Here is a 25,840-nt window from a genome sequence, read left to right as displayed (position 1 = left end):
CGCATCACCCGGACGCAGCGCCGGCGGGCGTACCACGTGGTCGGAGGCGGTGTGGTCGGACACAGCGCAAGAGCCTAGTCCCGCGCACCGCCCCGGTCGGCGGGACCCGATAGCCTCGACGGCGTGGCAACCGCGTTGGTGATCGAGAACGACCCGACCGACGATGTGCGGCGGCTGGGCGAGTGGCTGACCGAGGCCGGCCTCGACCTGTCGGTGACCCGCCCGTACGCGGGCGACGAACTGCCCCCCGATCTGGCCGGACACGCCGCGCTCGTGGTGCTCGGCGGCGACCAGCAGGCGTACCCGGGAAGCGACGGCTCCCCCGGGGCGCCGTGGTTCCCGGCCGTGGAGGGGCTGTTGCGCAAGGCGGTCCGACACCGGACGCCGACGCTTGGTGTCTGCCTCGGCGCGCAACTGCTCGCCACCGCGCACGCCGGCACGGTCGAGCGCAGCCCGTCCGGGCCCGAGGTCGGCCCGGCGGTGGTGGGTCGGCGCGACGCCGCCGAGACGGACCTGCTCTTCCGGTACGTGCCGCTGATTCCGGACGTGCTCCAGTGGCACGCCGACGAGATCACCGAGCTACCCGTCGGCGCCACCCTGCTGGCCGCCTCCACCCGCTACCCGAACCAGGCGTTCCGGCTCGGTGACCGGGCCTGGGGCCTCCAGTTCCACATCGAGTGCGACACCGCGATGATCGCCGAGTGGGCCAACGACTCGGCGCTCCTGGCCGAGCTGGGTTACGACCCACAGCTGGTGATCGCCGCCTGCGACGCGGTACTTGTCGACATCGAGGAGGTCTGGCAGCCCTTTGCCGCGCGGTTCGCCGCGCTGGCGCTCGGCGAGTTGGACGACAGCGGGTCGCGCCGCAGCCTGCCGCTGCTCGGGCACTGATGGGGCGGCCGACGAGCGCCACGGGCCGGCTCGCCCGCTACGGCTTCGGCAGCGCCGACGACGACGGCGGCGCCCGCGCCGCCGACCTGCTCGGCCCGAGCGGGCTCGGCCTGTGGCGACCGGAGCCGCAGGAACCCACCGACGAACGGGCCCAGGAGCTGCTCACCGCGCTGTCCCGGGCCGCCGACCCGGATCTGGCGCTGCGCCAGCTGCACCGGCTGGTCGAGTCCGAGCAACGCGCCGAGACCGGCCCGACCGGCACGGTGGCCGATCCTGCCGCCGGGATCGCCGCCGGCTCCACGCTGCTCGCCGCCCTGGCCGACGATCCGGGGCTGCGCCGCCGGCTGATCGCCGTGCTGGGCGCCTCCGCCGCGCTCGGGGACCACCTGGTCGCCAACCCCGACCAGTGGCCGGTGTTGCGCACCGAGGCGGACGGGCTGGCGCCGACCGCCGACGGGCGGCTGAACGTCGACTGGCTGCCGACGGCAGCGCCCGAAGACGCTCCAGCGCCGGGTCGCGCCGGTGCGGTCGCGTCGGGTCGCGCCGGTGCCGGCAATCCGGTGGCGGCGCTGCGGCGCGCGTACCGGCTGGCGCTGTTGCGCATCGCGGCGGCCGACCTGACCGGCGGACGCGGCCTGGAACAGACCATGGCCGCCCTCTCCACGCTTGCCGACGCCACCCTCTCGGCCGCGTACGCGATCGCCGTGGGTGAGCTGCCCGAGGGCACCCGGCAGCCGCGGCTGGCGGTGGTGGCGATGGGCAAGTGCGGTGGCGGCGAGCTGAACTACGTCTCCGACGTCGACGTGATCTTCGTGGCCGCCGAGGACGACGACCTGACCACCGCCACCACCGTGGCCACCCGGCTGATCCACATCTGCGGGCTGGTGGCCTGGCCGGTCGACGCCGCGCTGCGCCCCGAGGGCAACCGGGGGCCGCTGGTGCGTACCCTCGCCAGCCATCTGGCGTACTACCGGCGGTGGGCGCGTACCTGGGAGTTCCAGGCCCTGCTCAAGGCCCGCCCGGCCGCCGGTGACCTGGCGCTGGGCCGGGAGTGGATCGACGCCCTGTCCCCGCTGCTCTGGCAGGCCGCCGAACGCCCGGAGGCGGTCGAGGACGTCCGCGCGATGCGCCGGAAAATCATCGACAACATCCCGCCGAAGGAGCTGGAACGCGAGATCAAACGCGGCCCGGGTGGGCTGCGCGACATCGAGTTCGCGGTACAGCTGCTCCAGTTGGTGCACGGGCGCGGCGACGAGTCGCTGCGCGCCCCCGGCACCATCCCCGCGCTGCGGGCGCTGGTCACCGGCGGCTACGTCGGCCGGGCCGACGGGGAGGCGCTGCTGCGCGGCTACCGCTTCCTGCGCGGCGTCGAGCACCGCCTGCAACTACAGGGTCTGCGGCGGACCCACACCGTGCCGGCCGAGCCGGGGGCCCTGCGCTGGCTCGCCGGCGCGCTCGGCTACACCGCCACCCCCGGCCGCAGCGCCGTGGAGGAGTTCCGCGCCGAGTGGGTCACCCACGCCACCGAGGTACGCCGGCTGCACGCCAAACTGCTCTACCGGCCGCTGCTGGAGTCGGTGGCCCGGGTACCGGCCGACGGGCTGCGGCTGACCCCGCAGGCGGCCCGCCACCGCCTGGAGATCCTCGGCTTCGCCGACCCGGCCGGGGCGCTGCGTCACCTCCAGGCCCTGACCGGCGGGGTGAGCCGCACCGCCGCCATCCAGCGCACCCTGCTGCCGGTGCTGCTCAGCGAGTTCGCCGACGCCCCCGAACCGGACCGGGGCCTGCTCAACTACCGCCAGGTCTCCGACTCGCTCGGCAGCACCCCGTGGTACCTGCGACTGCTGCGCGACTCCGGGCCGGTGGCCCGACGGTTGGCCCGGGTGCTCTCCTCGTCCCGGTACGTCGCCGACCTGCTGGCCCGCGAACCCGAGGCGCTGCGCCTGCTGGCCGAGGAGAGCGAGCTGCGTCCCCGGCCCCGCGAGGTGCTCTACGACGGCTTCGCCGCCGCCGCGGCCCGGCACGCCGACGACCCGGTCGAGGCCATCCGGGCGGTACGCGCGCTGCGCCGACGGGAACTGCTCCGCCTCGCCTGCGCCGACGTGCTCAGCCGCGCCGGCTCACTCGCTCCGTCGCGTCCGGACGGTGGCCGGCCGACGCCCGCCCTTACCGACATCACGGCGGTCGGCTCCGCGCTCGCCGCCGTCACCGACGCCACCCTCGCCGCCGCGCTACGCACCGCCCGGGCCGCCCAACCGGCCCTGCCGGACCTGCGGTTCGCGGTGATCGGGATGGGCCGGCTCGGCGGCTACGAGTCAAACTACCTGTCCGACGCCGACGTGCTCTTCGTCTACGAGCCGCCGGAGGGCGTCACCGAGAGCGCGGCCAGTGCCGCCGCCCAGGCCATCGCCGAGGAGCTGCGCCGGCTGCTCGGCATGCCCGCGCCCGATCCGGCGCTCGGCGTCGACGCCGACCTGCGCCCGGAGGGGCGGCAGGGTCCACTGGTCCGCAGCCTCGCCGCCTACCAGCAGTACTACGCCCGCTGGTCGCGGGTGTGGGAGGCACAGGCCCTGCTGCGGGCCCGCTGTGTGGCCGGCGACGCCGAGCTGGGCACCCGGTTCGAGCAGCTTGTCGATCCGGTCCGGTACCCGGCCGACGGGCTGACCCGCGAACAGATAATCGAGATCCGCCGGATCAAGGCGCGGGTGGAGACCGAGCGACTGCCCCGAGGCGCTGACCCGGCCACCCACACCAAGCTGGGCCGGGGCGGCCTGGCCGACGTCGAGTGGGCGGTGCAGTTGCTCCAGTTGCGGCACGCCGGTGCGTACCCGCAGCTGCGCGGTACGCGTACCCTCGACGCGCTCGCCGCCGCCCGGGACGCCGGCCTGGTCGACCCGGCGGACGCCGAGGCGATGGCGGCCGGCTGGACCCTGGCGGCACAGGTCCGCAACGCGCTGATGCTGGTCCGTGGCCGGGCCGGCGACCAACTGCCCCGGCACGGCGTGGTGCTGGCCGGGGTGGTCCGGTTGCTCGGCGCGGACGACCCGGGCGAGTTCCTCGACGAGTACCTGCGCACCGGCCGCCGCTCCCGCGCCGCCACCCAACGCGTCCTGGAGATGTAAGGAAGGGCCCCCGGTTAACGCCTCAGGTATAGGAAGGGCCCCTGCTTAACCATCCGCGCGGTCGTACAGCCGCCACGCCGGCAGGCGTACCGCGGTGGTCTGCTCGTCGGTCAGGATCTCGACGCGGCGGTACTGCACGCGGAGATGGCGGGCGAGGTCCCGATCCGTGGTGGAGCGGTCGAGGACGACGGCGGTACGCCCGGCGTCCTGGCTGACGAGGGCGTCACAGCGATGCCCGTTCACCTCCCCGTCGAGGGTGACCGTGTCGGTGGCCCGGCGAACGGTCCTGGTCAGCCGGGAGTAGAGCCGCTGACGTACGGGATCGTCCGCCGCCTCGGCGGCCCGGGCACCCACGGCGGCGAGGTCCGCGCCGACGCCGCGGCGGGTGGCCCAGAACTGCCGGTCGCCCACCACGAGCAGGTGACCGCGGGCCCGGCTGAGCGCGACGTTCCAGAGGTTGCGCTCGCCTTCCAACCACGCCACGCTGCTGGCGGGCATCGCCGGACCCGCGACCAGGCCGAGCACGATGACGTCGCGCTCGCCGCCCTGGAAGGTGTGCGCGGTACCAATCCGGATGCGTGGCTCGTGTCGCCACCGCTCGGCCAGCCGTTCGGCCTGCGCCTTGTACGGCGTGACCACTCCCACGGTGGCCTCGGCCGGCAGGAGCTTCAACAGGTACGCGAGGCAGTCGTGGATCTTCTCGGCCTCCGCCGCGTTCACCCACGATCCGCCGTACGGCGGTCGGGCCGGCTGCCCCGCCACCGGCACCCAGACCACGGGGTCGCGGTCGATCCGGTGCTGGCGCCTGGTGTCGGTCAGGACGGTGAGCCGGCCGCCGTAGAAGAGGCGGTTCACCAGGTCCGCGATCTGCGGATGGCAGCGGTAGTGCTCGTCGAGAAGGCGGCTGCCGCCCGCCGCGCGCTCCACCGCGTGGAAGGCCGAATGCCTGCGGTACGCCAACTGTCGCGCCTCGAGCCAGTCGGCCCGCAGCCCCGCGCCGCGCCGGGCCGCCGTCTCCCGGTCCGGCGTGATGCCGGGAATGTGCGGCAACTGCATGGGGTCGCCGATCACCAGGGCCCGGCGGGCCCGGAACAGCAGCGGGATGACCTGGGGCACCGAACACTGGCTCGCCTCGTCGATGACCACCAGGTCGAACAGCCCGGCCTCGGCCGGAAACCGGCGCGCCGAGAGACTGCTCACCGCCCAGCCGCGCACCGCGTCAAGCGCGCGGCGGACCGCCGGCCAGTCGCCGGTGCGGTCCCGCTTGGCCCGCAACAGGCTCGTCAGCAGGTGGCGTCCGGTCCTCGCGGAGGTACGCACCACGCTGTCGACAAGCACGACGGACGCCCGCTGTGCGGCTTCCTCGGCCCGGGCCAGTTCGGCGGCGAGCGAGCCGTCGGCCGGTGACCGGACGGCCTGCTCCCGCAGCGGGGTCCAGCGACGCTGCACGGCGGCCAGATCGGCGAACGCCCGGCAGGTTTCGGGCATCGGCGGGCCGGCCTGCCGCAGCGAGCGCAGCAACCGCTGCCGGCGCCAGGTGCCGAACAGCCGCGCCTCGGCAGCTCGCCGCGCCCGGCGTTCCCAGCGGGCGAGCCCGCGCTCGCCGCCGAACCGGTCGGTCAACTCCTCGACCGTGCCACCCAGCTCGGTGGCGAGTCGCTCGCGGGCCTGCGCGAGGTGCAGCAGGTCCCGCTCCAGCGCCGCGATGCCGGCGAGGGTGACGCGGGCGGCGTCCACCGCGGCGAGGCTCTCCACCAGCGCCGCCCGGGCGGTCGGCGGATTGGTCGCGGCCGGCTCCAGCGCCGTCAGCTGGGTCAGCTCGGCCGTCTCGTGCTCCGCGTAGTTGATCGTGCCGGTACGACTGCCGGTGCGTACCAGTAGGCCGGGTAGCAGTTCCCGGCAGCGCCGCCACACCTCGTCGACTGCGGTGTTGTTTGTGGAGGCGACGAGCACCTTCTGACCGGCCGCGACCGCCGTCGCCACGGTGTTGGTGACGAGTTGACTCTTGCCGCTGCCGGGCGGCCCGGTGGCGACGGTGAGCCGCGCCGTCATCGCCGACGAGATCACCGCCTGTTGGGACTCGTTGCAGGGCAGCGGAGTGACCAGGGGCACCCGTGCCACCTCGGCCGGCGGCTGGTCGCCGGTGAGCAGCGCGCCGAGCGCCGTACGCCCGATCTGGCCGGTGTCCCGTCGGAGGTGGGCGAGGTCCTTCAGCAGGCCCGCGACGGCCTGGTCCCGACGCGAGACCCGATGCAGTACGGCGACGTTGCGCGCCCCGGCGGTGGGCGTGCGCTGATCGATGGTGGGGGCCAGTAGTTCGGGACGCAGCTCCTCCACCATTGGCAGCTCGAAGTCGGTCTGCAACACCGCGCGGATGTCCTTGACCATCTGGCCGTACGATCCCGCGTGCCAGGTCGCGAAGTACGAGGAGAGCAGCTGCTCGGCCGGCTCGGGACCGAGCCGCTCGCGGGCGAGCCCGGGATGGGGCTGGGCCGGGCCGACCGCCTCCAGGCGCAGCTCGTCGCCGTCGTCGACCACCTCGACCCGCCGTACGAGCAGCGGCGCGAAGCGCGGTTCCCGCCATTGTCGATCGGCCGGACCGTAGAGCAGGACGGCGGGGAAACCGGCCCAAAGTTCGTCGCCGGATGCCGTGGCCCGCCGTGCCCAGTCCGCGATGTCGCCGGTGAGTACGACCTGATCGTCGCCGTCCGCACCGCCCGACAGGACCCGCTCGCGGCCCTGGAGCACGACGAACCGGTCGCCCTCCTCGCTGAGCCGCAGCAGCGGGGTGTCCTCGGCCAGGCTCTCCAGGCACGCCCGGTAGTAGTCGAGCAGCCGGGCCCACTGCTGCCCCACGGTGAGCGGCTCGCCGGCCTCGGGCCGCTTCGGTGAGCTGGACCGGACGCCGGGAACAGCGCTCAGGTCGGCAGGTGTCGCCTCCAGCCGGACCGCTCCGCCGGAGATCACGTCCGCGATGATCACCTTCGAGTTGACGCCGACGGAGGAGTAGACCGGGGCCTGGCGAGAGCCGAGTTCGTGGGCGCGTACCCGGGGCGCCACGTAGTGGAAGAGGTCCTCGACGGAGACCTTGCCGTCGCCGTCGTGGTCGGCCGCGCCGGTTTGCAGCGCCCGGACGATCTCGGCGGTGAACACCGAGGGAGTCGGGGCTCCGGAGTCGCCGGGCGGACCGCCGTACGACGCCTCACCCACCCCGGAGGAGGAGAGCACGTAGACGCCCCGGCTCTGTAGTGGCGCGGTCCGCTCGCCGCCCTTCTCGTCCCGGGTACGCAGCCCGACCGCGAACCCGCCACTGTCGCAGGCGTCGATGATGGTGACCTTTCGGGCCGCTCGGCACCCCTCAAGCTGCTCGTTGACGAAGCCGGCGGAGACGGCCGTCTCCGCCGGCCGGTCCGGGTCGGTGTCCCGGGCGACGAAGAAGAACTCGCCGGAGCTGAACCGCAGCCGGAAGCCGTGGCAGCTGAGGTAGAGCAGGACGAGGTCCGCCGGAGCCGCCTCCTCCAGGAAACTGCTGATCTCCTGGCGCAGGTCGACGGCGGTCGGATCCGGCAGCGACCTGACGTCGTCGAACCTGCCGATCGCCGGATGGCGGAGCACCTGGTTCATCGCCCAGACGTCGGCCCGACAGGACGGTAGCTGGGTGAAGGTGGCGTTGTCGTACCGCTCCACTCCGATCAGCAGAGCCTTGCGTGCCCCGGACGACACGCCGCTACTGCCCGCCTTCGCGGAGGAACAGCTTGACCAGTCGTTCCTGGCTGGCGGTCGTGGTGGCAGGCAGTTCGATGCTCCGGTCGCCGATGGTGAGTCGGACCCGCCGGTTCCGGTCGCGTTCGAGCCACGCCTGGATCGTCGCGAGGAGGACCCGGGCGCTGGCGTGCGCGCCGGCGGTGAGGAAGACCCACATGGAGGCGTCGTTGAGCAACTCCGTGCCCTTCGCGCCCGGCGGGGCGGACGAGGACCCGGCCTCGGCCGGACGGACATCGAGGCTCGCCACCGCCGCCAGATCCCGGATCAGGGATCTGGCCAGGCGCTCTGCACGGAGCACATCGCCGTCCGCGAGAATCTGCACCTGCGCCACGGCGCCGTCGGTCACGAAACCTCCAGTCGTCAGCAACGAGGCCCTATTCGGAGCGCAAAGGTTAGCCAACCGGCCGCAGACGCATCGACCCCGATGGCCGCTCTGTCGAATATCCGACCCCGGCCGCCGTCGATCCCGCCGGCCGCCGCCCGCATCAGCTGCCGGGTTGGTCGCCCCGGCGGCCGGTTCAGCTGCCGAGGGTGTACGTCCCGGCGCGGGAAACCGTCACCGTCGTCCAGACCCCGTCGGCGGAGACCGTCGCGCCATCGGAGGCGGTCAGCCAGCGGCTGTGCCGGACGCGGACCGGCACCGGGCCGGGGCGGGCGGCGCGGAAGGTGATCGAGGCGCCATCGGTGGCGAGCAGTTGACCGGGCGGACCGACAAGTGGGGTCGGGTCGGCCACCGCGTACAGCCGCCATTGCCGCTGCGACCAGACCTCGGTCAGGTACGGCAGACCCGCCGCGATCAGTTCGGCCTCGGCCCGGCCCACCCAGGACAGTGGCGCGTCGGGCACCGCGACGTACTGCACCGCGTTCTCGTCCAGCCAGGCCCGGTAGCTCGCCGCGGTCAGCGGCACACCGGTGCCGGCGGCACCCGGCACGGTGGTGAAGAAGAGCGGGTTGCGGTCGATGTCGGCCTGCCGCAGCCAGCCCCGAGCCAGCGGCAGGTCGCCGAGCCGGGCCGCCTCCCAGTAGTTGCGGGTCGGCGGCACCTCCAGCCGGCCGGTGAGCCCGCGCCGGTCCAACTCGGCGCGCAGCGGCGCGAAGTAGCCGGGGTCGCTTGTCGGGTCGCCGATGCTGCGCAGGTCGGCGGGGACCACCGGCGGTTGCCACCAGCACACCGCCGCCAGCAGCGCGGTCAACGCCACCGCCGCCACCGGGCGTCGCGCCCGCCCCCGCGCCGCCGGTCCGGGCACGCGAGCCGACTGGGCGGGCCGGCCGGTCGGCCAGGAGAGCAGGCGGGTCGACTGGGCGGGCCGGCTGGTCGGCCAGGCGGGCAGGCGGGCGGCGGCGGCCAGGACCGGGAGCGCGAACATGGTGGCCAGCCGGGTGGCGTTCAGGCCGACCGGAGTGTGCACCAGCGCCGCCGCGACCACCCCGCCGGCCGCCAGCAGCGCACCCAGCCGTACCGGCCGATACCCGACCAGCACGGCCACCAGCAGCGCGGTCACCGTGGCCCGGATCGTGTCGGTGCGGCTGATGTTCATCCAGCCACCGTCGCCGAAGAGCAGCGCCGTCATGCCCAGCGGCAGTGCGGCGGCGATCGCGAGGGCCAGCCCGTCGGCATAGCGGCGGGAGAGCAGCAGCGCCACCCCGGCCAACCCGACGAAGAGGCCGGCCACCGGACTGGTCGCCGAGGCCAGCAGCGCACCGACCGCAGCCAGCGCCAGCCGCAGCCACCCGCCGGCCAGCCGGGAGCCGGCGGGGCGTGACCCGGCCGGTCGGGGACCGGTGGGAGACGAGTCGGCTGGTCGGGTGCCGGCGGGACGCGACCCGGCCGGTCGGGCGTCGGTGGGGGACCGGGTGAGGGCGAGCAGGGCGGCGAGGCCGAAAGCCACCCCGAGGCCGTACGTGACCCGACCGGCGACCAGGTTGCCGGCGATGGTGACCACGCCGACCAGGCTGCCGAGCAGCGGCCGGGGCACCCGGGTACGCACAAGCAGTGCGGCGAACGCGGTCGCCGCACCGACCAGGGCCAGCGCACCGGTGAGGCGTACCCCGAGCAGGGCCATCAGCGGCTGGGCGAGCAGGCTGTAGCCGAACTGCTGGACCCCGGCGTACCAGCGTAGGTCGACCGGCGACAGGCCGTGCGCGGCGAAGAAGTCCGCCCGCGCGACCTGCGCGGCCAGGTCCGAGCCCATCGCCGGGAGGATGAGGTACGCCACACCCAGCGCCCCGGCGGACGCGGCGGCCAGCGCCACCACCCGACTGCCCCGCATGCCCACCTCCGTACCGCGATCACGGTACTGGCAGCATGTCCGGCGTGCCCCATCACCTCGTGCGCTGGATCGGACTCGCCGGCTCGGTCATGCTCGCCGTGGCCGCGTTCCTCGGCGGCGCCCTGCCCGACGGAGACCTGCGGCCGACTCCGCTGAGGATCTGGCAGGGCGCTAACGGCCCGCTGATCATCGGGTTGTGGCTCTTCGGCACGGTAGCCATGTCGGTCGCCTGGTGGGTGCTGCGCGACCGGGTGCCGTCGGCCCGGTGGGCCCTGATCACCGCCGGGCTGTGGCTGCTGCCGTTCCTGGTCACGCCGCCGCTGGGCAGCCGCGACGCCTACGCGTACGCCTGCCAGGGGGCCAGCTACTCCAACGGCATCAACCCGTACGAGTACGGGGTGTCCACCCTGCCATGCCCCTGGCTGGACACCATGTCGTACATCTGGCGGGACACCCCGGCACCGTACGGACCGCTCTTCGTGGTGCTCTCGGGTGCGGTGGTGGCCGCGACCGGCTCGCTGCTCGGCAGCATCGCGCTGTTCCGGGTGCTCGCGGTGGCCGGCGTGGTGTTGACCGCGGCCTGCCTGCCGGTGCTGGCCCGGCGTTGTGGCGTGCCCGTCGAGCGGGCGCTCTGGCTGGCCCTGGCGAGCCCGATCGTGGGGGTGCACCTGATCTCCGGGGTGCACAACGATGCGCTGATGGTCGGGCTGCTGGTGGCCGGGCTGGCGGTGGTGGTCAGCCGGCCGGGCCGGCGCTGGCCGCTGCTGGCCGGCGGAGTGGTGCTCGGCCTGGCCGCCGGGATCAAGGTGACCGCGCTTGTGGTGGTCCCGTTCGCGGCGCTCGCTGCGATCGCTGGCGGCTTCTCGCTGCGCGGACTGCTGCGCGACGGTACGCCGGTGGTCGCCGGGACGGTCGCCACGCTGCTCGGGGTGACCGCCGCGGCCGGGCTGGACTTCGGTTGGATCACCGGCCTGTCGCACGGCAACGAGGTGATCGCCTGGACCTCGCCGCCGACCGCGATCGGGCAGACCATCGGTTATCTGGCGGTGCCGTTCGGCCTGCACGTCGACGCGCTGCCGGTGACCCGGGCAATCGCCGTGGTGGTGCTGGCGGCGGTGCTGGTCTGGCTCTGGTTCCGGGCCCGGCACCGCGAACCGCTCTGGCACGCCGGGCTGGCGCTTACCGCGACGGTGGCGTTGGCTCCGCTGTACCACCCGTGGTACTGGTTCTGGCCGCTGGCCGTGCTCGCCGCCACCGCCCACCGCACCTGGTGGTTCAGCGCGGTGACCGTCTTCTCCGCCTTCCACGTGCTGGCCGACGGCACCGGGCTGCCCCGGTACACCAAGACGGTGGGTGCGCCGCTGATGACGCTGTTCGTGATCGTGGTGGCCGTTCGCTTGGTACGGTCGGCTCGGGCGGCCCGTCGCCCGGTTCCCGCCGACTGAGGACCCGCCCGGTTCCCGCCGTTCGAGGAGAGGTACGCCGGTGACCGAGCCCGGCGCCGCCCGCCCCACCGGCCGCGATCGGGCCCTGCGCTACACCGGACTGGCCGGCGCGCTGCTGCTCGCGGTCGCCGGACGTCTCGGCGGCGCGCTGCCGGCCACCACCACGTCGAGCCCCGGCAACGGTCCGCTGGCCGTGGCGCTGTGGCTGCTCGGCACCGCCGCCATGGTCGGTGCCTGGTGGGCGCTGCGCGGCGGTGCCCCGTCGACCCGGTGGGCGTACGTCACCGCCGGGCTGTGGGCGTTGCCCCTGCTGGTCACCGCCCCACTCGGCAGCCGGGACGTCTACTCGTACGCCTGCCAGGGCTGGGTGTACGCCGACGGCGGCGACCCGTACGCCACCGGGGTGGGCGCGGCCAGCTGCCCCTGGCTGGCGGCGGTCGCGCCGGTGTGGCGGGACACCCCGGCACCGTACGGTCCGTTCTTCGTGCTGCTCGCCGCGTTGGCCGTGCTGATCGGTGGTGGCCTGGCCGGCACGGTGCTGCTGTTGCGGTTGCTGGCGGTGGCCGGGTTGCTGGCCGCGGCGGCCTGCCTGCCCGGCCTGGCCCGGGCGGCGGGCGTGCCGCCCCGGCGGGCGGTCTGGCTGCTGCTGGCCTGTCCACTGGTCGGCGTGCACCTGGTGGCCGGCGCGCACAACGACGCGGTGCTGCTCGGCCTGCTCCTGCCCGCCCTGCTGCTCCTGCTCCGCCGACCAGGCGGGCCGGGCGCGGTGCGGGTGGCGGGATCGGATGGGCCGGCTGCGGTGCGGGTGGCGGGCGCGATGACGGCCGTCGGGTGGTTACTGGGTGCCGGGGTGCTGCTCGGGCTGGCGGTGTCGGTGAAGGCCACCGCCGTGGTGGTGCTGCCGTTCGCGGCACTGCTCGCCGTGCCCGGTCGACCAACCCTGCCGGCGTTACTGCGCTACGGTGGCCCGCTCGTCGTCGGGGCGCTCGGCGGATTGGTGCTCTCCTCGTTGCTCGCCGGTCTCGGGCCGGGGTGGCTTGCCGGACTGGGCCACAGCGGCGACACCGTGCAGTGGACCTCGCCGCCCACCGCGGTCGGCATGGTCGTCGACTATGCCGGTGACCTGATCGGCCGGCAGCCCGACGCGGTACCCGTGGCCCGGGTCGTCGGCCTGCTGCTGCTGGCCGCGTTCCTGCTGCTCCTCTGGGGGCGTGCCTGGGCGGAACTGCGCGGTGACCCAGGCGCGACCGGCGTCCCCAGGATCGATTCGGCGAGGGTGGGGCTGGTCGGGGCGGGGTTGGCGCTGGCTGCCACGGTGGTGCTCGCGCCGGTTTTCCATCCCTGGTACGCGATCTGGCCGCTGGCGGTGCTCGCGGTGGCGGTGCACCGGACCACCTGGTTCGTGCTGCCGTGTGCGGCGGCGTCCTTCCTCGCCCTGCCGGACGGCACCAACCTGGCCCGGCTGGTGAAGGCACCCGGCGCGGTGGCGATGACGATGCTGGTGCTGGCTGCCGTGCTCTGGGCACTGCGTCGCCCGTCCCGCCTGCTCCGCTCTCTCCGCCCACCGGCCGGGGTGGCCGGGTGAGACTCCGACCGGTGATTGCTCAGCGGCGTGCGCCGCAGGTCGGGCAGGGTTCGGCGGGTGGGCTGCCCAGCCGGCGGCGCAGGGCGACGGCGACCGGCAACAGGGCCGGCCCGATCAGACCGACGGCGATCCCGGTGGCTACCAGGGTCGGGTAGGTGGGGCGCGGGGCGCCGCTGGCGAGGCCGTCCACCGCGCCGGCCAGGATGTGCGCGTTGAGCAGGCCGACCGGGGTGAGCAGGGCCAGCACGGCCCAGCCGCCCCGCGCGTCCCGGCGCATGCCCAACCCGACCGCGAGCAGCAGGGCGACCACCAGCAGCACCGTGCCGGTGGCCGGCAGGAACTCCTCGCTGCCGCCCCGGTAGGCGCCCCAGTACGAACCGAAGCCCATCACGTAGGAGACGCCGGCGCCCACCACTGCCGCAGCGATCGGCAGGGCCCGGGCCGACGGCGGCAGGTGGTCGGCGATCAGGAGCGTCAGCACGCCGAGGGCGACCTGCGGGGCCAGCACCAGCAGTGGTGGCCGGGGCACACCGGCGATCAGACTCGCCGCCGGCAGCACCGCGGTCACCAGCAGCGCCACGGCGATCGCCGCGCGGGTGGGCCGGCCCGGTGCCACGGCGGCGAGCAGCGCGGCGACCAGCCAGGCGCACCAGGCGACGATGCCGACCGAGACGAACGGGCCGAACACGTGCACACCCGCGTCGGCGGGCGGTAGGTGTCGCTCGGCGAGCAGCCAGAAGCCGGCGAGGAAAGCGGCGGTGGTCAGCGCGAGCAGGCCGGCGAGGCGTACCCCGGGAATCAGGTCGGGAGCACCGGCGGCCCGCAGCCGCTGGCGGAGGCCGCCGCGCACGAGGTCCGTGGCGTCCGCGAGGGAGGGCCGGCGGCGCCCCGGTCCGGCCAGGTCGAGGTACGTCCCGACGATCTCGTCGCCGCGCTCACGGCGGTAGTCCGCCGGGTACGCCCACAGCAGCCGCCGGTAGCCGCGCTCCAGCCCGGTCATGCCAGCCCTCCGGCGGTACCCGGGTTCACCAACCGGACCTGGCGGGCGCGTAGCCGGGCGCTGGCCGCCTCGACGTTGCGCCGCAGCCGCTCGGTCTCGGCGGTGAGGGTGGCGTCCCCGGTCGCGGAGAGGCGGTAGTAGCGGCGCAACCGCCCGTCGACGGTCTCCTCCCGGTCGAGTTCCACCAGGCCCGCGTCGGTGAGCCGGTCCAGCGCGCCGTAGAGGGTGCCAGGCCGCAGCGCGAGCCGCCCGGCGGAGAGGGCGGCGACCTCGCCGATGATCGCGTAGCCGTGCATCGGCTCGCGGGCCAGTGCGGTGAGGATGAGGAACGTGGGTTCGCGCAACGGTGTGTCCACGCCCCGAATATATCGGACGCGAAGGTATTGGGTTGCCCCCTCGGCGAACCGAATGCGATGCGTCAGACCGGAATGTGGTCGGCGACAACCTGGGCCCAGCGCCGGTAGCCGGCCGCCGAAAGATGGAATCGGTCCGTGGCGAAGAAATGCCGCGGCGGGATTTCGGTGATCGTGACCCAGGTGGTGCACGGGCGCGTCCGGCAGATGTCGCGCGAGACCGCGTCGAGTGCCTCGGCACGCGCGGTAAGCACCCGGCCGAGGGCCTGGGGGACCGACGGAAACAGTGCGAACGGCGGGATGCCGGCCACGATCACGTGGCCGGAGCGCTTGATCAGTTCGTCGACGATGGCCGCCAGGTCCGCGGCCCACTCGTTGGGGTGCCGGCCGCCCATGACGTCGTTGCCGCCGGCCAGGAGGACAGCCGCATCGGACTCCGCACCGATCTGCGACAGCAGCCGGTAGCGGATCCGACGCGCGGTGGCGCCGAACTGGCCGACCACCTGCCACTGGACGGGCCGCTGCGTGCGCGAGGCCAACTCACGGGCGAGCCACCCGGTGAAACTCTCGTCGTGGTTGTCGACCCCACACCCGGCCGCAGTGGAGTCGCCGAGGACGGCGACGCGCAAGGGCTGGCGCGCCATGGACGTTCCGACCGTGCCGGTGGTCGGCCCGGCCGCCGGCGGGGCCATCTTGATGGTGGCCTTGAGCCACAAGCCCTGGATCGTGGCGATCGGCCGGTCCAATGCCGTCATCGGCTCGACACCCCGCTGTCACCGGCGGCGTGGACGACCAGGAACCAGGAAGCAGCGTCGAGTCGGATCCATCCGTCGCCCTGCTTGCTGATCTTCCAGCCGGCTACGGTGTCCGCCGACGCGGTCCGGCTGAGCCGCAGGCCCCTCAGGTCCCGCCACAGAACTACGGTCATGGGGGCAGCTCCATTCGTTATATACGGTGCCGTATATGGCTACTGTAGCGGACATATACGGTGGTGTACACAACAGGACGAGGTGAGACGCAGTGGCTGTCACCCGCACGCCCCGCGACAGGTGGATCGAGGAGGGCCTGCTGGTCTTGGCCGAGGGCGGCCCGGAGGCGGTCCGGGTCGAGGTGCTCGCGAAGCGGCTCGGCGTCACCAAGGGCGGTTTCTATGGCTTCTTCGACGACCGTGACGCGCTGCTCCGCGCGATGCTCGACGTGTGGGAGCGCGAGAGCACGGACGAAGTGATCGCGCGCGTCCAGCGTGAGGGTGGCGACCCGCGCAGCCAGATCCAGCGGGCCGGCGTGCTCACCTTCTCGGGTAGCCGGTTGCTGCCGATCGACCTCGCGATCCGCAGCTGGGCCCGGCGCGACGAGACGGTCGCCGAGCGGCTGCGCGCGGTGGACAACCGGCGGATGGCGCTGCTGCGCCAGATGATCGGCGCCTTCTATTCGGACCCGGAGGAGATCGAGGCCCGCGCCCTGCTCGCCTTCTGCATGGCGATTGGCGTGCACTTCCTGGCCGCCGATCACGAGCAGCGCACCCGGAGTGAAGTTGCGCAGCGTGCGGTCGACCTGTTGTTCGATCGCGCGCCCCGATCCGCGGCGGCCGAAACGGCGGCACGCAAGCCCTGACGGCGCGCCCGGTCAACCAGAAACGGCGGTCATGCCCGGCTGGGAGCCGGGCATGACCGCCGTCCGTGAGGTTGTACCCAACCTGTGCCCAGGGTCAGTGGTGATCCTGTGGGTTCAGGTCAGAGCCTTGATCTTCACTCAGCAGTCGTAGTACATCGCGAACTCGTGCGGGGTCGGGCGCAGACGCACCGGGTCGACCTCGTTGGCCCGCTTCCAGTCCACCCAGGTGGAGATCAGATCGGGGGTGAAGACGCCACCGTCGAGCAGGTAGTCGTGGTCGGCCTCCAGCGCGTTGAGCACCTCGGGCAGCGAGCCCGGCACCTGCTTGACGTCGCCCCACTCCTCCGGCGGGAGGTCGTAGAGGTCCTTGTCGATCGGGGCCGGCGGCTCGATCTTGCTCTTGATGCCGTCCAGACCGGCCATCATCATCGCCGAGAAGGCGAGGTAGACGTTTGCCGACGGGTCCGGCACCCGGAACTCGACCCGCTTGGCCTTCGGGTTGCTGCCGGTGACCGGGATGCGGGTGCAGGCGGAGCGGTTGCGCTGCGAGTAGACCAGGTTGACCGGCGCCTCGAAGCCCGGCACCAGGCGACGGTACGAGTTGACCGTCGGGTTGGTGAAGGCCAGCAGCGACGGCGCGTGGTGCAGCAGGCCACCGATGTACCAGCGGGCGGTGTCCGAGAGGCCGGCGTAACCGGTCTCGTCGTAGAACAGCGGCTCGCCGCCCAGCCAGAGGCTCTGGTGGGTGTGCATGCCGGAGCCGTTGTCGCCGAAGAGCGGCTTCGGCATGAAGGTGGCGGTCTTGCCGTTGGCCCAGGCCTCGTTCTTCACGATGTACTTGAAGAGCTGGAGCTGGTCGGCGGCGTGCAGCAGGGTGGAGAACTTGTAGTTGATTTCCGCCTGGCCGGCGGTGCCGACCTCGTGGTGCGACCGTTCCACCGTGAAGCCGGTGTCGACCAGCCGGCGCACGATGCTGTCCCGCAGGTCGGCGTAGTGGTCGACCGGCGGCACCGGGAAGTAGCCGCCCTTGTACGCGGTCTTGTAACCGCGGTTGCCGCCCTCTTCCTCGCGGCCGGTGTTCCAGGCGCCCTCGATCGAGTCGATGTAGTAGAACGACTGGTGCGCCGAGGTCTCGTGGCGGATCGAGTCGAAGATGTAGAACTCCGCCTCGGCACCGAAGTAGGCGGTGTCGGCGATGCCGCTGGCCGCCAGGTACGCCTCGGCCTTCTTCGCCACGTTACGCGGGTCGCGGCTGTACGCCTCCCGGGTGAACGGGTCGTGGATGAAGAAGTTCAGCGCGAGGGTCTTCTGCGCGCGGAACGGGTCGATGAAGGCGGTCGCGACGTCCGGGAGCAGGAGCATGTCCGACTCGTGAATCGCCTGAAAGCCCCGGATCGACGAACCGTCGAAGGCGAGACCGTTGGTGAAGAGATCATCGTCGACGGACTCCACCGGCAGGTTGAAGTGCTGCATCACGCCGGGCAGGTCACAGAAACGTACGTCGACGAACTTCACGTCCTCATTCTTGAGGTAACGCAGGAGTTCCTCGGGATTGGCGAACACTCGTCCTCCTGGCACGTCCACGGGGTAGCTAGGCTCCTGGCGACGCTATGGCCGTGCGGTTGCCCGGCCATGTCTCCAGTGTTTCTGCCGTGTTACGTCCCTCGCGCAGGGTCACTTTCGCTGGCCAACCGGGACCGAGCGGGCCGAGGGACGGGTCCGACCCGGCCAGTGTAGTAACACTTGGTGCCATTGGTCCCTTTCGGCGCTGCGCGTTGGTCTGACTAGGCTTGTCCGCTGTGACCAGCCAGCCGCGCCACCCGACGCCCCCTGCCGTGGACCCCGCCTTCACCCCGGCCGACCTGGGCCGACGATTCGGCGCGCTGGTCATCGACTGGGTGCTCTGCCTGCTCGCGGCGGGCCTGTTCGCCAGCCCGGCCCGGGACGCCTGGGCGCCGGTCGTCGTGCTGATCGTGGAGTACGCCATCTTCCTCGGCCTGTTCGCGCAGACCCCCGGCATGTACCTGACCCGGATCCGCTGCGTCGACTGGACCGACGGCGGCCGGATCGGGGTGCTCCGGGGCCTGCTGCGCGGCGTGCTCCTGGCGCTCGTCGTGCCGGTCCTGCTGATGGACCAGCACCGTCGGGGCCTGCACGACCGCCTGGCCGGCTCGGTCGTCACGCCGGCCACCCGCTGACCGCCCGCCGGGATGGGTCAGCGGCCGCGCATCTGGCGGAAGGCACCGCGCGGCGGGCGCAGGTTCTTCGGGACGGCGCCCTTGGGCATCTGCGGCCGGGCCGTAAGCGCCTTGAGCCGCTTGTCGAGGGCGTTGACGTCCTTGCCGCTCAGGTTGCGCGGCAGCCGCATCAGCGTCATCCGCAGCTTGCGGATCGGCAGCTCGTCCTCGTCCTGACCGATCACGTAGTCGTAGAGCGGGGCGTTGCCGATCACCTTGGCCAGCCGGCGCTTCTCCTGGCCGAGCAGGCCACGGATCCGCTGTGGGTTTCCCTCGGCCAGCAGGATCACGCCCGGCCGGCCGATGACCAGGTGCACCATGTCCATCTGGGTGGTCGAGCTGACCGCGGGCCGGACCCGCCAGTCACCCCGCATGCTCTCGATGATCTGCGCGGCAGCACCCGGCTGGCCCTCGGCGGCGTTCATCATCGCCCGGTTGGACCGGAGGTTGAGCACGATAAGCAGGCAGAGCAGGGCGAACAGGATGCCCAGCGGCAACCACAGCCAGCCCCAGCGCAGCACCGCGACCACGGTCAGCGCGAGCGGGATCAGCACCGCACCAGCGGCCAGTGGTGCGAACCACTTGTCCTGCCGGGCGGTGAACCGGAAGACCAACCCGATCTGCTTCAGCCGCTGGCCGAACGAGACCTTCTCCTGGGGCTTTGCCATGGCATCGAGTCTAGTGGTCGACCGCCGCGACGTTGATCCGCGCCCGGTGCCCGGCCCGACTGAGTACCTTACGTCCCCGCCAGCGCGATTGATGCCGGCAGGTAAGGAGGCTGGCGGGCACAGATCAGGCGGCGCACCGATGCTCCGGTGCCACCTTCCCGAGGATCGTCAGAGTCGGGCAGTTGACCACGACCGAAGGAGCCCGACATGTTCAGCACCGACTCGGAGTTCTACCTCGCCGTCCACCGTACGCACGCCGCTGACCTGCGCGCCGAGGCGGCCCGGGAGCGGCTGGCCCGCACCCTGCCCCGGCGTTCGGCACGCGGCTGGTTGACCCGCCGTCGATGAACCCGACGGCTGGCACACCCGCCGCCGCGCACGGCGGCTGGCTCAGCCGGCTCGCCGCGCACGGCGGCTGGCTCAGCCGGCCCGCCGAGCCCGGCGAGAATGGAGCAGGCGGTCGCACCGGGGGGCGTGGCATGCTCGGTGCCGTGACCGCCCGTACCACCAGCACCGTCCTGGTCGGCCGACAGCGCGAGATGGCGCAGTTGAGCGACGCGCTCGACGGTGCCCGCGCTGGCGAGCCGGGCACCCTCCTGATCGGCGGCGAGGCCGGGGTGGGCAAGACCCGGCTGCTGGAGGAGTTCGGCGCGACGATCGGCGACCGGGCCCGCCTGCTGGTCGGCCAGTGCCTCGAACTCGGCGAGGCCGGCCTGCCCTTCGCCCCGTTCGCCGCCGCGCTGCGCAGGGTGTTGCGCACCGACGGCGCCGCCGTCTTCGCCGGGTACGAGGCCGAGTTCGCCCGCCTGCTGCCGGAGCTGGCCCGGATACCGAGCGGCGGCACCGCACCGGCGGCCGGACCGCCCTCGGACGCTCCCCGTGGCTACCTCTTCGACCTGGTCGCCGAGCTGTTCGACCGGCTCGCCGCCGAACAACCGCTGGTGCTGGTGGTCGAGGACCTGCACTGGGCCGACCGGTCGACCCGCGACCTGATCGGTTTCCTGGTGCGGGCCGCCCGCACCGGACGGCTCCTGCTGGTCTGCACCTACCGGACCGACGAGTTGCACCGGGGCCACCCGCTCCGCCCGTTCCTGGCCGAGCTGGACCGGGTCCGGGGCGTGGACCGGATCGAGCTGGGCCGGCTGGATCGGGACGGCACCGGGGCGGTACTCGCCGGGCTGCTGGGCGCCGAACCGACCGCCCGCGCCGTCGACGACATCCACGACCGCACCCAGGGCAATCCGCTGTTCATCGAGGAACTGGCTGCCGCCGGCGGCCCGATCGGCTGTGCTGTGCTGCCGGACACCCTGCGCGACCTGCTGTTGGCCCGGGTCGACCGGCTGCCCGAGTCGGCCCAGCGGGTGCTGCGGATCGCCGCGGCCGGTGGCATCCGCCTGGCCCATCAGTTGCTCGCCGAGGTGGCCGGGCTGCCCGAGCCGGAACTGGACGACGCGCTGCGGGCCGCCGTCGCCGCCCAGCTGCTGGTGGTCGACCCGGACGGCGACTACGAGTTCCGGCACGCGCTGGTCCGCGAGGCGGTGCACGACGAACTGCTGCCCGGCGAGCATGCCCGGCTGCACGCCCGGTTCGCCGCCGCCGTCGAGGCCCAGCCACACCTCGTCGCCGCCGGCCGGGCCCCGGCCGAGATCGCCCATCACTGGTACGCCGCGCACGACCATCCGCGCGCCCTGGTCGCGGCCCGTGCGGCGGCCTGCGACGCGGCCGACCGCTACGCGTACGCCGAGCAGAGCCGGCTGCTGGAACGGGTGCTGGAGCTGTGGGAGCTGGTCCCGGACGCGGCCGACCGGCTCGGCATGGACCACCTGGCCCTGCTGGAGGAGACGCTCACCGCGGCGACCACCGCAGGTGACTACCACCGGGCGTTGACCCTGACCCGGGCCGCCCTGGCCGAGGTGGACACCGAGGCACAGCCGCTGCGCGCGGCGCGGCTGCTGGACCGGCTCGGCCGGATGCTGGCGATGCTCGGCAAGAGCGACGGCGCCACCGAGCTGCGCGAGGCGTACCGGCTGGTGTCCGGGGTGCCGGACGGTCCGGAGCGGCTGCGGCTGCTCGCCGAGATCGCCGACCACCTGGCCCGGATCGACCATGCCGACGGGGCCCGGATCGCGGCCGAGGTGGTGGCGGCGACCCAGGCCGCCGGGATCGACGGCGCGCTGTTGCCGGTACGCCTCGCGGTGCTGCGCAGGCGCGAGGGCGCGTCCGACCTCGGGCTGGCCGAACTGCGCCGCTGCGCGGCGTTGGCCCGTGCCGCCGGTGAGGTGCCGACGCTGGTCAGCGCGCTTGTGCACATCTCCGACGTGCTCTTCGAGCTGGGCCGGTACGAGGAGTCCGCGCAGGCCGCCGCCGACGGGATGACCGAGGCGCGTCGGGTCGGGATCACCCGCTCCACCGGCGCGTACCTGCTCTCCAACCGGGCCGAGGCGCTGCTGGCGCTTGGCCGTTGGGCGGAGGCCGACCAGGTGTGCGCCGAGGCGGCCCGGCTCGACCCGCCCGGCGTCAGCGGGCTGCACTGGCTGCAACTACGTGCCGGGCTGCGGCTGGCGCAGGGACATCCCGGTGCCGACGAGACGGTGGGTCGGGCCCTCGCCTTCCTCAACAAGCCGTACCTGCACCCGCACAACCGGCTGCCGCTTGTGGAGTTGCGGCTCGCGGCGGCGCTCGCCGCCGACGACCGGGAAGAGGCGCTACGTGCCGTGACGGCGAGCCTGGCCGATTCGGCGATCGTCGCCTACCCCCGCTACGGCTGGCCGGTCGTCGCCGCCCAGGCCCAGGTCGTCCGGCAGTTCGCCGACGACCAGCTCACCGCGGCGGTGGCCGCGCTGGCCGGCAGCGTCCCGGTCCGGTTTCCCGCCGAACGGGCGTACGCCGCCGAGGTGACCGCCACGGTGGCTGCCGGCGACGATCCGCTCGCCGCCTGGCGGGTCGCGGTCGCGGCGTGGCGTACCGCCGGCCAGCCCGCCGGGCTCGCCCGGACGCTGCTGGTCCTCGCCGAGGTGGCGGCCGGCGCGGGAGCGCGCGACGAGGTGGCGGCGGCGGTACGCGAGGCCGCGGCGCTCGCCGACGGGCTCGGTGCGACGCTGCTTGCGGAGCAGGCCGCCACGCTGGCCCGCCGGATCGGCCTGCGCGGCGCGGGCCGGGCCGGATCGGGCCCGGACCTGCTGACCGAGCGCGAGCGGGAGGTGCTGCGGCTGGTCGCCGAGGGGCACAGCAACAGCCGGATCGCGGAGCAGCTCTTCATCTCACCGAAGACGGCAAGCGTGCACGTCTCCCGGATCATCGCCAAGCTCGACGTGACCAACCGGGTCGAGGCGGCTGCCGTGGCGCACCGCCTCAACCTGCTGTCCGACCCGGCCTGACGCAGGCCCGCCCCAGCCGGGGCGGTCCGACCCGGCCCGACGGAGGTCGGACCCCGGCGGAGTCAGGAGAGGGCGGGTTGGCGGGCGGCCAGGGCCTGCTGGTAGAGGCGACCGGCGCGGTACGAGGAACGCACAAGCGGCCCGCTCATCACCCCGGCGAAACCGATCTCCTCGGCCTCGGCGGTCAGCTCGACGAACTCCTCCGGCTTGACCCAACGCTCGACCGGGTGGTGCCGGGGGGAGGGGCGCAGGTACTGCGTGATGGTGATCAGCTCGCAGCCGGCGGAGTGCAGGTCCCGCAGGGCCTGGGCAATCTCGGCGCGCTCCTCGCCGAGGCCCAGGATCAGGTTGCTCTTGGTGACCAGGCCGGCGGTGCGGGCCTGCCGGATCACGTCCAGGGAACGCTCGTAACGGAACGCCGGCCGGATCCGCTTGAAGATCCGCGGCACCGTCTCGACGTTGTGCGCCAGCACCTCGGGCCGGGCGCCGAACACCTCGGCCAACTGCTCGGGCACGGCGTTGAAGTCGGGGATCAGCAGCTCGACGCCGCAACCGGGTTGCAGGGCGTGGATCTGCCGGACCGTCTCGGCGTACAGCCAGGCACCGCCGTCGGGCAGGTCGTCCCGGGCGACACCGGTGATTGTGGCGTACCGCAGACCCATCGACACCACCGACTCGGCCACCCGGCGCGGCTCGTCGGCGTCGAACTCGGCCGGTTTGCCGGTGTCGATCTGGCAGAAGTCGCAGCGCCGGGTGCACTGGTCACCGCCGATGAGGAAGGTGGCCTCGCGGTCCTCCCAGCACTCGTAGATGTTGGGGCAGCCGGCCTCCTGGCACACGGTGTGCAACCCTTCGCGGGCGACCAGCCCGCGCAGCTGGGTGTACTCCGGGCCCATCTTGGCCTTGACCTTGATCCACGGTGGCTTGCGCTCGATCGGCGTCTCGGCGTTGCGCGCCTCGATCCGCAGCAGCCGCCGTCCTTCGGGGGCGGGCGTCGCGGTACGCGCGGCCGGGCCGGTCGTCGGCGCGGAGTGCTCGATCGTCACAAAAACGAGCCTACGCCGCACGGCACCGGTCGATGAACTGAGGCGACCGCCGTCACCCCGAAAACCCTGTGACACCGGACACCGAGGGCGAGAAAAAGAGGTAACACGCCGACCGCCCGAGCTGTTAGCGTCTGGCACGCAAAGCGACGACGGAGCCGAGTAGCGCGTCGAACCGCCAGTTGTTGGTGCAAGGAAGGGCCCCTTGTTAACGCCTGCGGTAGAGGAAGGGCCCCCTTTTAACAACTGCGCGCCAAGTAGAGCCCGCCCGGCTGGCCCCGGTGAAAAGGCGACGAACGAGGCTCCCGCGCAGGCGGGGTGAAGGTGTGGTGGCACCGCGAGGTCCCGCTCGCCCACACCTCCCGGGGCTGGAGCGATGCTTCGCCGCCCGAGGTGGTGAGGCGTCGCGATCAACCGAGGAGCAGCCCACATGCAACGCATCCGGTCCGACCAACTCACTTCGTACCCCGGCCGTAGCGTCCGGATCGCCGGCTGGGTCCACCGCCGCCGGCTACTCAAGTCGGTGGCCTTCCTGATCGTGCGGGACGCCGCCGGCCTCGCCCAGGTCGTGGTCACCGACCCGGCGACCCGCGCCGAGGTCGAGGCGCTGCCCGAGGAGACCGTGGTGGAGGTGGTGGCGACGGTGGCCGCCAACCCGGCGGCGCCCGCCGGGGTTGAGCTGACCGACCCGACGGTACGTCCGCTCGGCCCGCCCGCCGTAGCGCCGCCGTTCGACCTCTACCGGCCGACCCTGAACGCGAGCCTGCCCACCCAGCTCGACAATGCTCCGGTGGCCCTGCGGCACCCGAGGAGGTCCGCCGCGCTGCGGATCTCGGCGGCGGCGGTGGCCGGGTTCCGGGCCGCACTGGACGCCCGGCGGTTCGTGGAGATCCACACGCCGAAGGTGGTCGCCTCGGCCACGGAGAGCGGCGCGAACGTGTTCGCGCTGGACTGGTTCGGCCGGCCGGCGTACCTGGCCCAGTCGCCGCAGTTCTACAAGCAGCTCATGGTCGGTGTCTTCGAACGGGTCTACGAGGTCGGGCCGGTGTTCCGGGCCGAACCGCACGACACCGTACGACACCTGGCGCAGTACACCTCGCTCGACGCCGAACTGGGTTTCGTCACCGACCACCGGGAGGTGATGGCGGTGCTCCGGGACACCCTCGCGGGAATGCTCGACGCGGTCGGCGAGCGGGCCGCCGCCGCCTGCGTCACCCTCGGTGTGGACCTGCCGGCGGTGCCCGCGCAGATCCCGACCGTGCACTTCACCGAGGCGCTCCGGATCGCCGGTGCGCCCGCCGACGAACCGGATCTCGCGCCGGGGCACGAACGGGCGCTGGGGGAGTGGGCCCGCCGCGAACACGGCTCGGACTTCGTTTTCGTCACCGGGTACCCGATGGCGAAACGGCCCTTCTACACCCACCCCGACCCGGTCCGACCGGGCCACTCCAATGGGTTCGACCTGCTCTTTCGTGGGCTGGAGCTGGTCACCGGTGGGCAGCGGCTGCACCGGCACGCCGACTACCTGGCGGCCCTTGCCGCACGCGGCGAGCCGGTCGAGCCGTACGCCGGCTATCTCGACGCCTTCCGCTCCGGCATGCCGCCGCACGGCGGTTTCGCCATCGGCCTGGAACGCCTCGTCGCCCGCCTGATCGGCGCACCCAACATCCGCGAGGTCACCGCCTTCCCCCGCGACCTGCACCGGCTGACCCCGTAAGTGACCCCGCAGAGTTGATCAAGAGGTTTGCGTCGCGCTCCGGCCGGACGCCGACGCAAACCTCTTGATCGACAGCGCGGGCCGGGTGAGGTGAGGTCAGGTGGTGAGGAGGGTGGGGAGGTGGCGTTCGACGACGGGGAGTACGTCGGCGACGGTGATCGGGCGGGCCAGTTCGGCGGTGAGCGAGGTGACTCCGGCGTCCCGGATGCCGCACGGCACGATCCGGTCGAAGTAGGTCAGGTCGCAGTCGCAGTTGATGGAGAAGCCGTGCAGGGTGACGCCCCGGGCGACCCGGATGCCGATGGCGGCGACCTTGCGGGCCGGCCCCCGGTCGTCGGCCGGGACCCAGACCCCGCTGCGGCCCTCGATCCGGTCGGCGGCCAGGCCGAACTCGGCGCACACGTCGATGAGCAGCTGCTCGACCCGTCGGACGTACGCGACCACGTCGACCGGGTCGGGCAGGCGCAGGATCGGGTACCCGACCAGTTGCCCCGGACCGTGCCAGGTGATCTTGCCGCCACGGTCGACGTCGACCACCGGCGTGCCGTCGACCGGCCGGTCCCATGGCTCGGTGCGCTTGCCCGCGGTGTAGACGCTCGGATGCTCCAGCAGCAGCACGGTGTCGCCCTGCTCGCCGGCGACCACCGCCTCGTGCCGGCGACGCTGCTCGTCCCAGGCGGCGGTGTAGTCGAGGATGCCGGCGGGCACGGCCGTCAGGCCGGAGGTCGTCGCGGTCACGCTCACCAGCCTAGA

At 73.2% G+C, this 25,840-nt stretch carries 20 protein-coding genes; 9 read left to right on the top strand and 11 right to left on the bottom strand.

What is annotated here, in order from left to right:
• The first annotated feature begins 123 nt into the window (after positions 1-123).
• Both QQG74_RS24220 and QQG74_RS24215 read left to right on the top strand, forming a co-directional pair.
• Entirely contained in the window at positions 124-891 is a 768-nt protein-coding gene (locus tag QQG74_RS24220; RefSeq protein ID WP_341717029.1) for a type 1 glutamine amidotransferase, read from the top strand.
• The gene (locus QQG74_RS24215; RefSeq protein ID WP_341717028.1) at positions 891-4,013 is read left to right on the top strand and encodes a bifunctional [glutamine synthetase] adenylyltransferase/[glutamine synthetase]-adenylyl-L-tyrosine phosphorylase; all 3,123 of its coding nucleotides are present in this window, start codon (positions 891-893) and stop codon (positions 4,011-4,013) included. Before QQG74_RS24220 ends, QQG74_RS24215 begins: the two co-directional genes overlap by 1 nt.
• 45 nt (positions 4,014-4,058) lie before the next feature.
• Here the strand turns inward: QQG74_RS24215 and QQG74_RS24210 are convergent, their stop codons facing one another.
• The 3 genes from QQG74_RS24210 to QQG74_RS24200 form a co-directional block, all read right to left on the bottom strand.
• Positions 4,059-7,736, bottom strand: coding sequence for an AAA domain-containing protein (locus tag QQG74_RS24210; RefSeq protein WP_341717027.1), 3,678 nt, complete (start codon positions 7,734-7,736; stop codon positions 4,059-4,061).
• Between the two features lie 4 nt (positions 7,737-7,740).
• Positions 7,741-8,124 carry a hypothetical protein gene (locus tag QQG74_RS24205; RefSeq protein ID WP_341717026.1) on the bottom strand — a complete coding sequence of 128 codons (384 nt, stop codon included), beginning with the start codon at positions 8,122-8,124 and terminating at the stop codon, positions 7,741-7,743.
• A gap of 172 nt (positions 8,125-8,296) precedes the next feature.
• Positions 8,297-10,048 carry a hypothetical protein gene (locus QQG74_RS24200; RefSeq protein ID WP_341717025.1) on the bottom strand — a complete coding sequence of 584 codons (1,752 nt, stop codon included), beginning with the start codon at positions 10,046-10,048 and terminating at the stop codon, positions 8,297-8,299.
• Between the two features lie 44 nt (positions 10,049-10,092).
• Between QQG74_RS24200 and mptB (QQG74_RS24195) the strand changes: the two genes are divergently transcribed.
• Both mptB (QQG74_RS24195) and mptB (QQG74_RS24190) read left to right on the top strand, forming a co-directional pair.
• Positions 10,093-11,493 (top strand): polyprenol phosphomannose-dependent alpha 1,6 mannosyltransferase MptB, encoded by a 1,401-nt coding sequence (gene mptB, locus QQG74_RS24195; RefSeq protein ID WP_341717024.1) that lies wholly within the window; start codon positions 10,093-10,095, stop codon positions 11,491-11,493.
• 40 nt (positions 11,494-11,533) lie between these two features.
• Positions 11,534-13,078 carry a polyprenol phosphomannose-dependent alpha 1,6 mannosyltransferase MptB gene (gene mptB / locus QQG74_RS24190; RefSeq protein ID WP_341717023.1) on the top strand — a complete coding sequence of 515 codons (1,545 nt, stop codon included), beginning with the start codon at positions 11,534-11,536 and terminating at the stop codon, positions 13,076-13,078.
• 19 nt (positions 13,079-13,097) lie between these two features.
• Here mptB (QQG74_RS24190) and QQG74_RS24185 read toward each other — a convergent pair whose 3' ends face one another.
• From QQG74_RS24185 to QQG74_RS24170, 4 genes are all read right to left on the bottom strand, one after another.
• Complete coding sequence (locus QQG74_RS24185) at positions 13,098-14,078, bottom strand: hypothetical protein (protein WP_341717022.1); 981 nt, start codon at positions 14,076-14,078, stop codon at positions 13,098-13,100.
• Positions 14,075-14,434, bottom strand: coding sequence for a PadR family transcriptional regulator (locus QQG74_RS24180; protein WP_341717021.1), 360 nt, complete (start codon positions 14,432-14,434; stop codon positions 14,075-14,077). The genes QQG74_RS24185 and QQG74_RS24180 overlap by 4 nt, the downstream gene beginning before the upstream one ends.
• Before the next feature lie 62 nt (positions 14,435-14,496).
• Positions 14,497-15,186 (bottom strand): SGNH/GDSL hydrolase family protein, encoded by a 690-nt coding sequence (locus tag QQG74_RS24175; protein WP_341717020.1) that lies wholly within the window; start codon positions 15,184-15,186, stop codon positions 14,497-14,499.
• Complete coding sequence (locus QQG74_RS24170) at positions 15,183-15,359, bottom strand: hypothetical protein (RefSeq protein WP_341717019.1); 177 nt, start codon at positions 15,357-15,359, stop codon at positions 15,183-15,185. The genes QQG74_RS24175 and QQG74_RS24170 overlap by 4 nt, the downstream gene beginning before the upstream one ends.
• Positions 15,360-15,451: 92 nt before the next feature.
• Here QQG74_RS24170 and QQG74_RS24165 point away from each other — a divergent pair, with 92 nt between their 5' ends.
• On the top strand, positions 15,452-16,045 hold the full coding sequence (locus QQG74_RS24165) for a TetR/AcrR family transcriptional regulator (RefSeq protein WP_341717018.1): 594 nt from the start codon (positions 15,452-15,454) through the stop codon (positions 16,043-16,045).
• Between the two features lie 138 nt (positions 16,046-16,183).
• On the opposite strand, the gene glnA is transcribed toward QQG74_RS24165, so the two are convergent.
• Positions 16,184-17,608, bottom strand: a complete 1,425-nt coding sequence (gene glnA, locus QQG74_RS24160; RefSeq protein WP_341717017.1) for a type I glutamate--ammonia ligase — start codon at positions 17,606-17,608, stop codon at positions 16,184-16,186.
• A 272-nt stretch (positions 17,609-17,880) separates the two neighbouring features.
• On the opposite strand from glnA, the gene QQG74_RS24155 reads away from it, so the two are divergent.
• Positions 17,881-18,243, top strand: a complete 363-nt coding sequence (locus QQG74_RS24155; RefSeq protein WP_341721349.1) for an RDD family protein — start codon at positions 17,881-17,883, stop codon at positions 18,241-18,243.
• Positions 18,244-18,260: 17 nt separating this feature from the next.
• Here the strand turns inward: QQG74_RS24155 and QQG74_RS24150 are convergent, their stop codons facing one another.
• Positions 18,261-18,950, bottom strand: a complete 690-nt coding sequence (locus tag QQG74_RS24150; RefSeq protein WP_341717016.1) for a DUF4191 domain-containing protein — start codon at positions 18,948-18,950, stop codon at positions 18,261-18,263.
• Between the two features lie 207 nt (positions 18,951-19,157).
• Between QQG74_RS24150 and QQG74_RS24145 the strand changes: the two genes are divergently transcribed.
• Positions 19,158-19,298, top strand: coding sequence for a hypothetical protein (locus QQG74_RS24145; RefSeq protein ID WP_341717015.1), 141 nt, complete (start codon positions 19,158-19,160; stop codon positions 19,296-19,298).
• The gene (locus tag QQG74_RS24140; RefSeq protein WP_341717014.1) at positions 19,295-22,327 is read left to right on the top strand and encodes an AAA family ATPase; all 3,033 of its coding nucleotides are present in this window, start codon (positions 19,295-19,297) and stop codon (positions 22,325-22,327) included. Before QQG74_RS24145 ends, QQG74_RS24140 begins: the two co-directional genes overlap by 4 nt.
• A gap of 62 nt (positions 22,328-22,389) precedes the next feature.
• Here the strand turns inward: QQG74_RS24140 and lipA are convergent, their stop codons facing one another.
• On the bottom strand, positions 22,390-23,373 hold the full coding sequence (gene lipA, locus QQG74_RS24135; protein ID WP_341717013.1) for a lipoyl synthase: 984 nt from the start codon (positions 23,371-23,373) through the stop codon (positions 22,390-22,392).
• Between the two features lie 427 nt (positions 23,374-23,800).
• Here lipA and aspS point away from each other — a divergent pair, with 427 nt between their 5' ends.
• Positions 23,801-25,087: an aspartate--tRNA(Asn) ligase gene (gene aspS / locus QQG74_RS24130; RefSeq protein WP_341717012.1), complete on the top strand. Its 1,287-nt coding sequence runs from the start codon at positions 23,801-23,803 to the stop codon at positions 25,085-25,087.
• Positions 25,088-25,183: 96 nt separating this feature from the next.
• On the opposite strand, the gene lipB is transcribed toward aspS, so the two are convergent.
• A complete protein-coding gene (gene lipB / locus QQG74_RS24125) occupies positions 25,184-25,825 on the bottom strand; it encodes a lipoyl(octanoyl) transferase LipB (protein WP_341717011.1) in 642 nt (213 codons plus the stop codon).
• Positions 25,826-25,840 lie beyond the last annotated feature (15 nt).

The organism is Micromonospora sp. FIMYZ51 (assembly GCF_038246755.1).
In the GTDB taxonomy this organism is placed as follows: Bacteria; Actinomycetota; Actinomycetes; order Mycobacteriales; family Micromonosporaceae; genus Micromonospora.
Note: the sequence above shows the minus strand (reverse complement) of the source record. Positions and strands in the feature narration are given on the sequence as shown.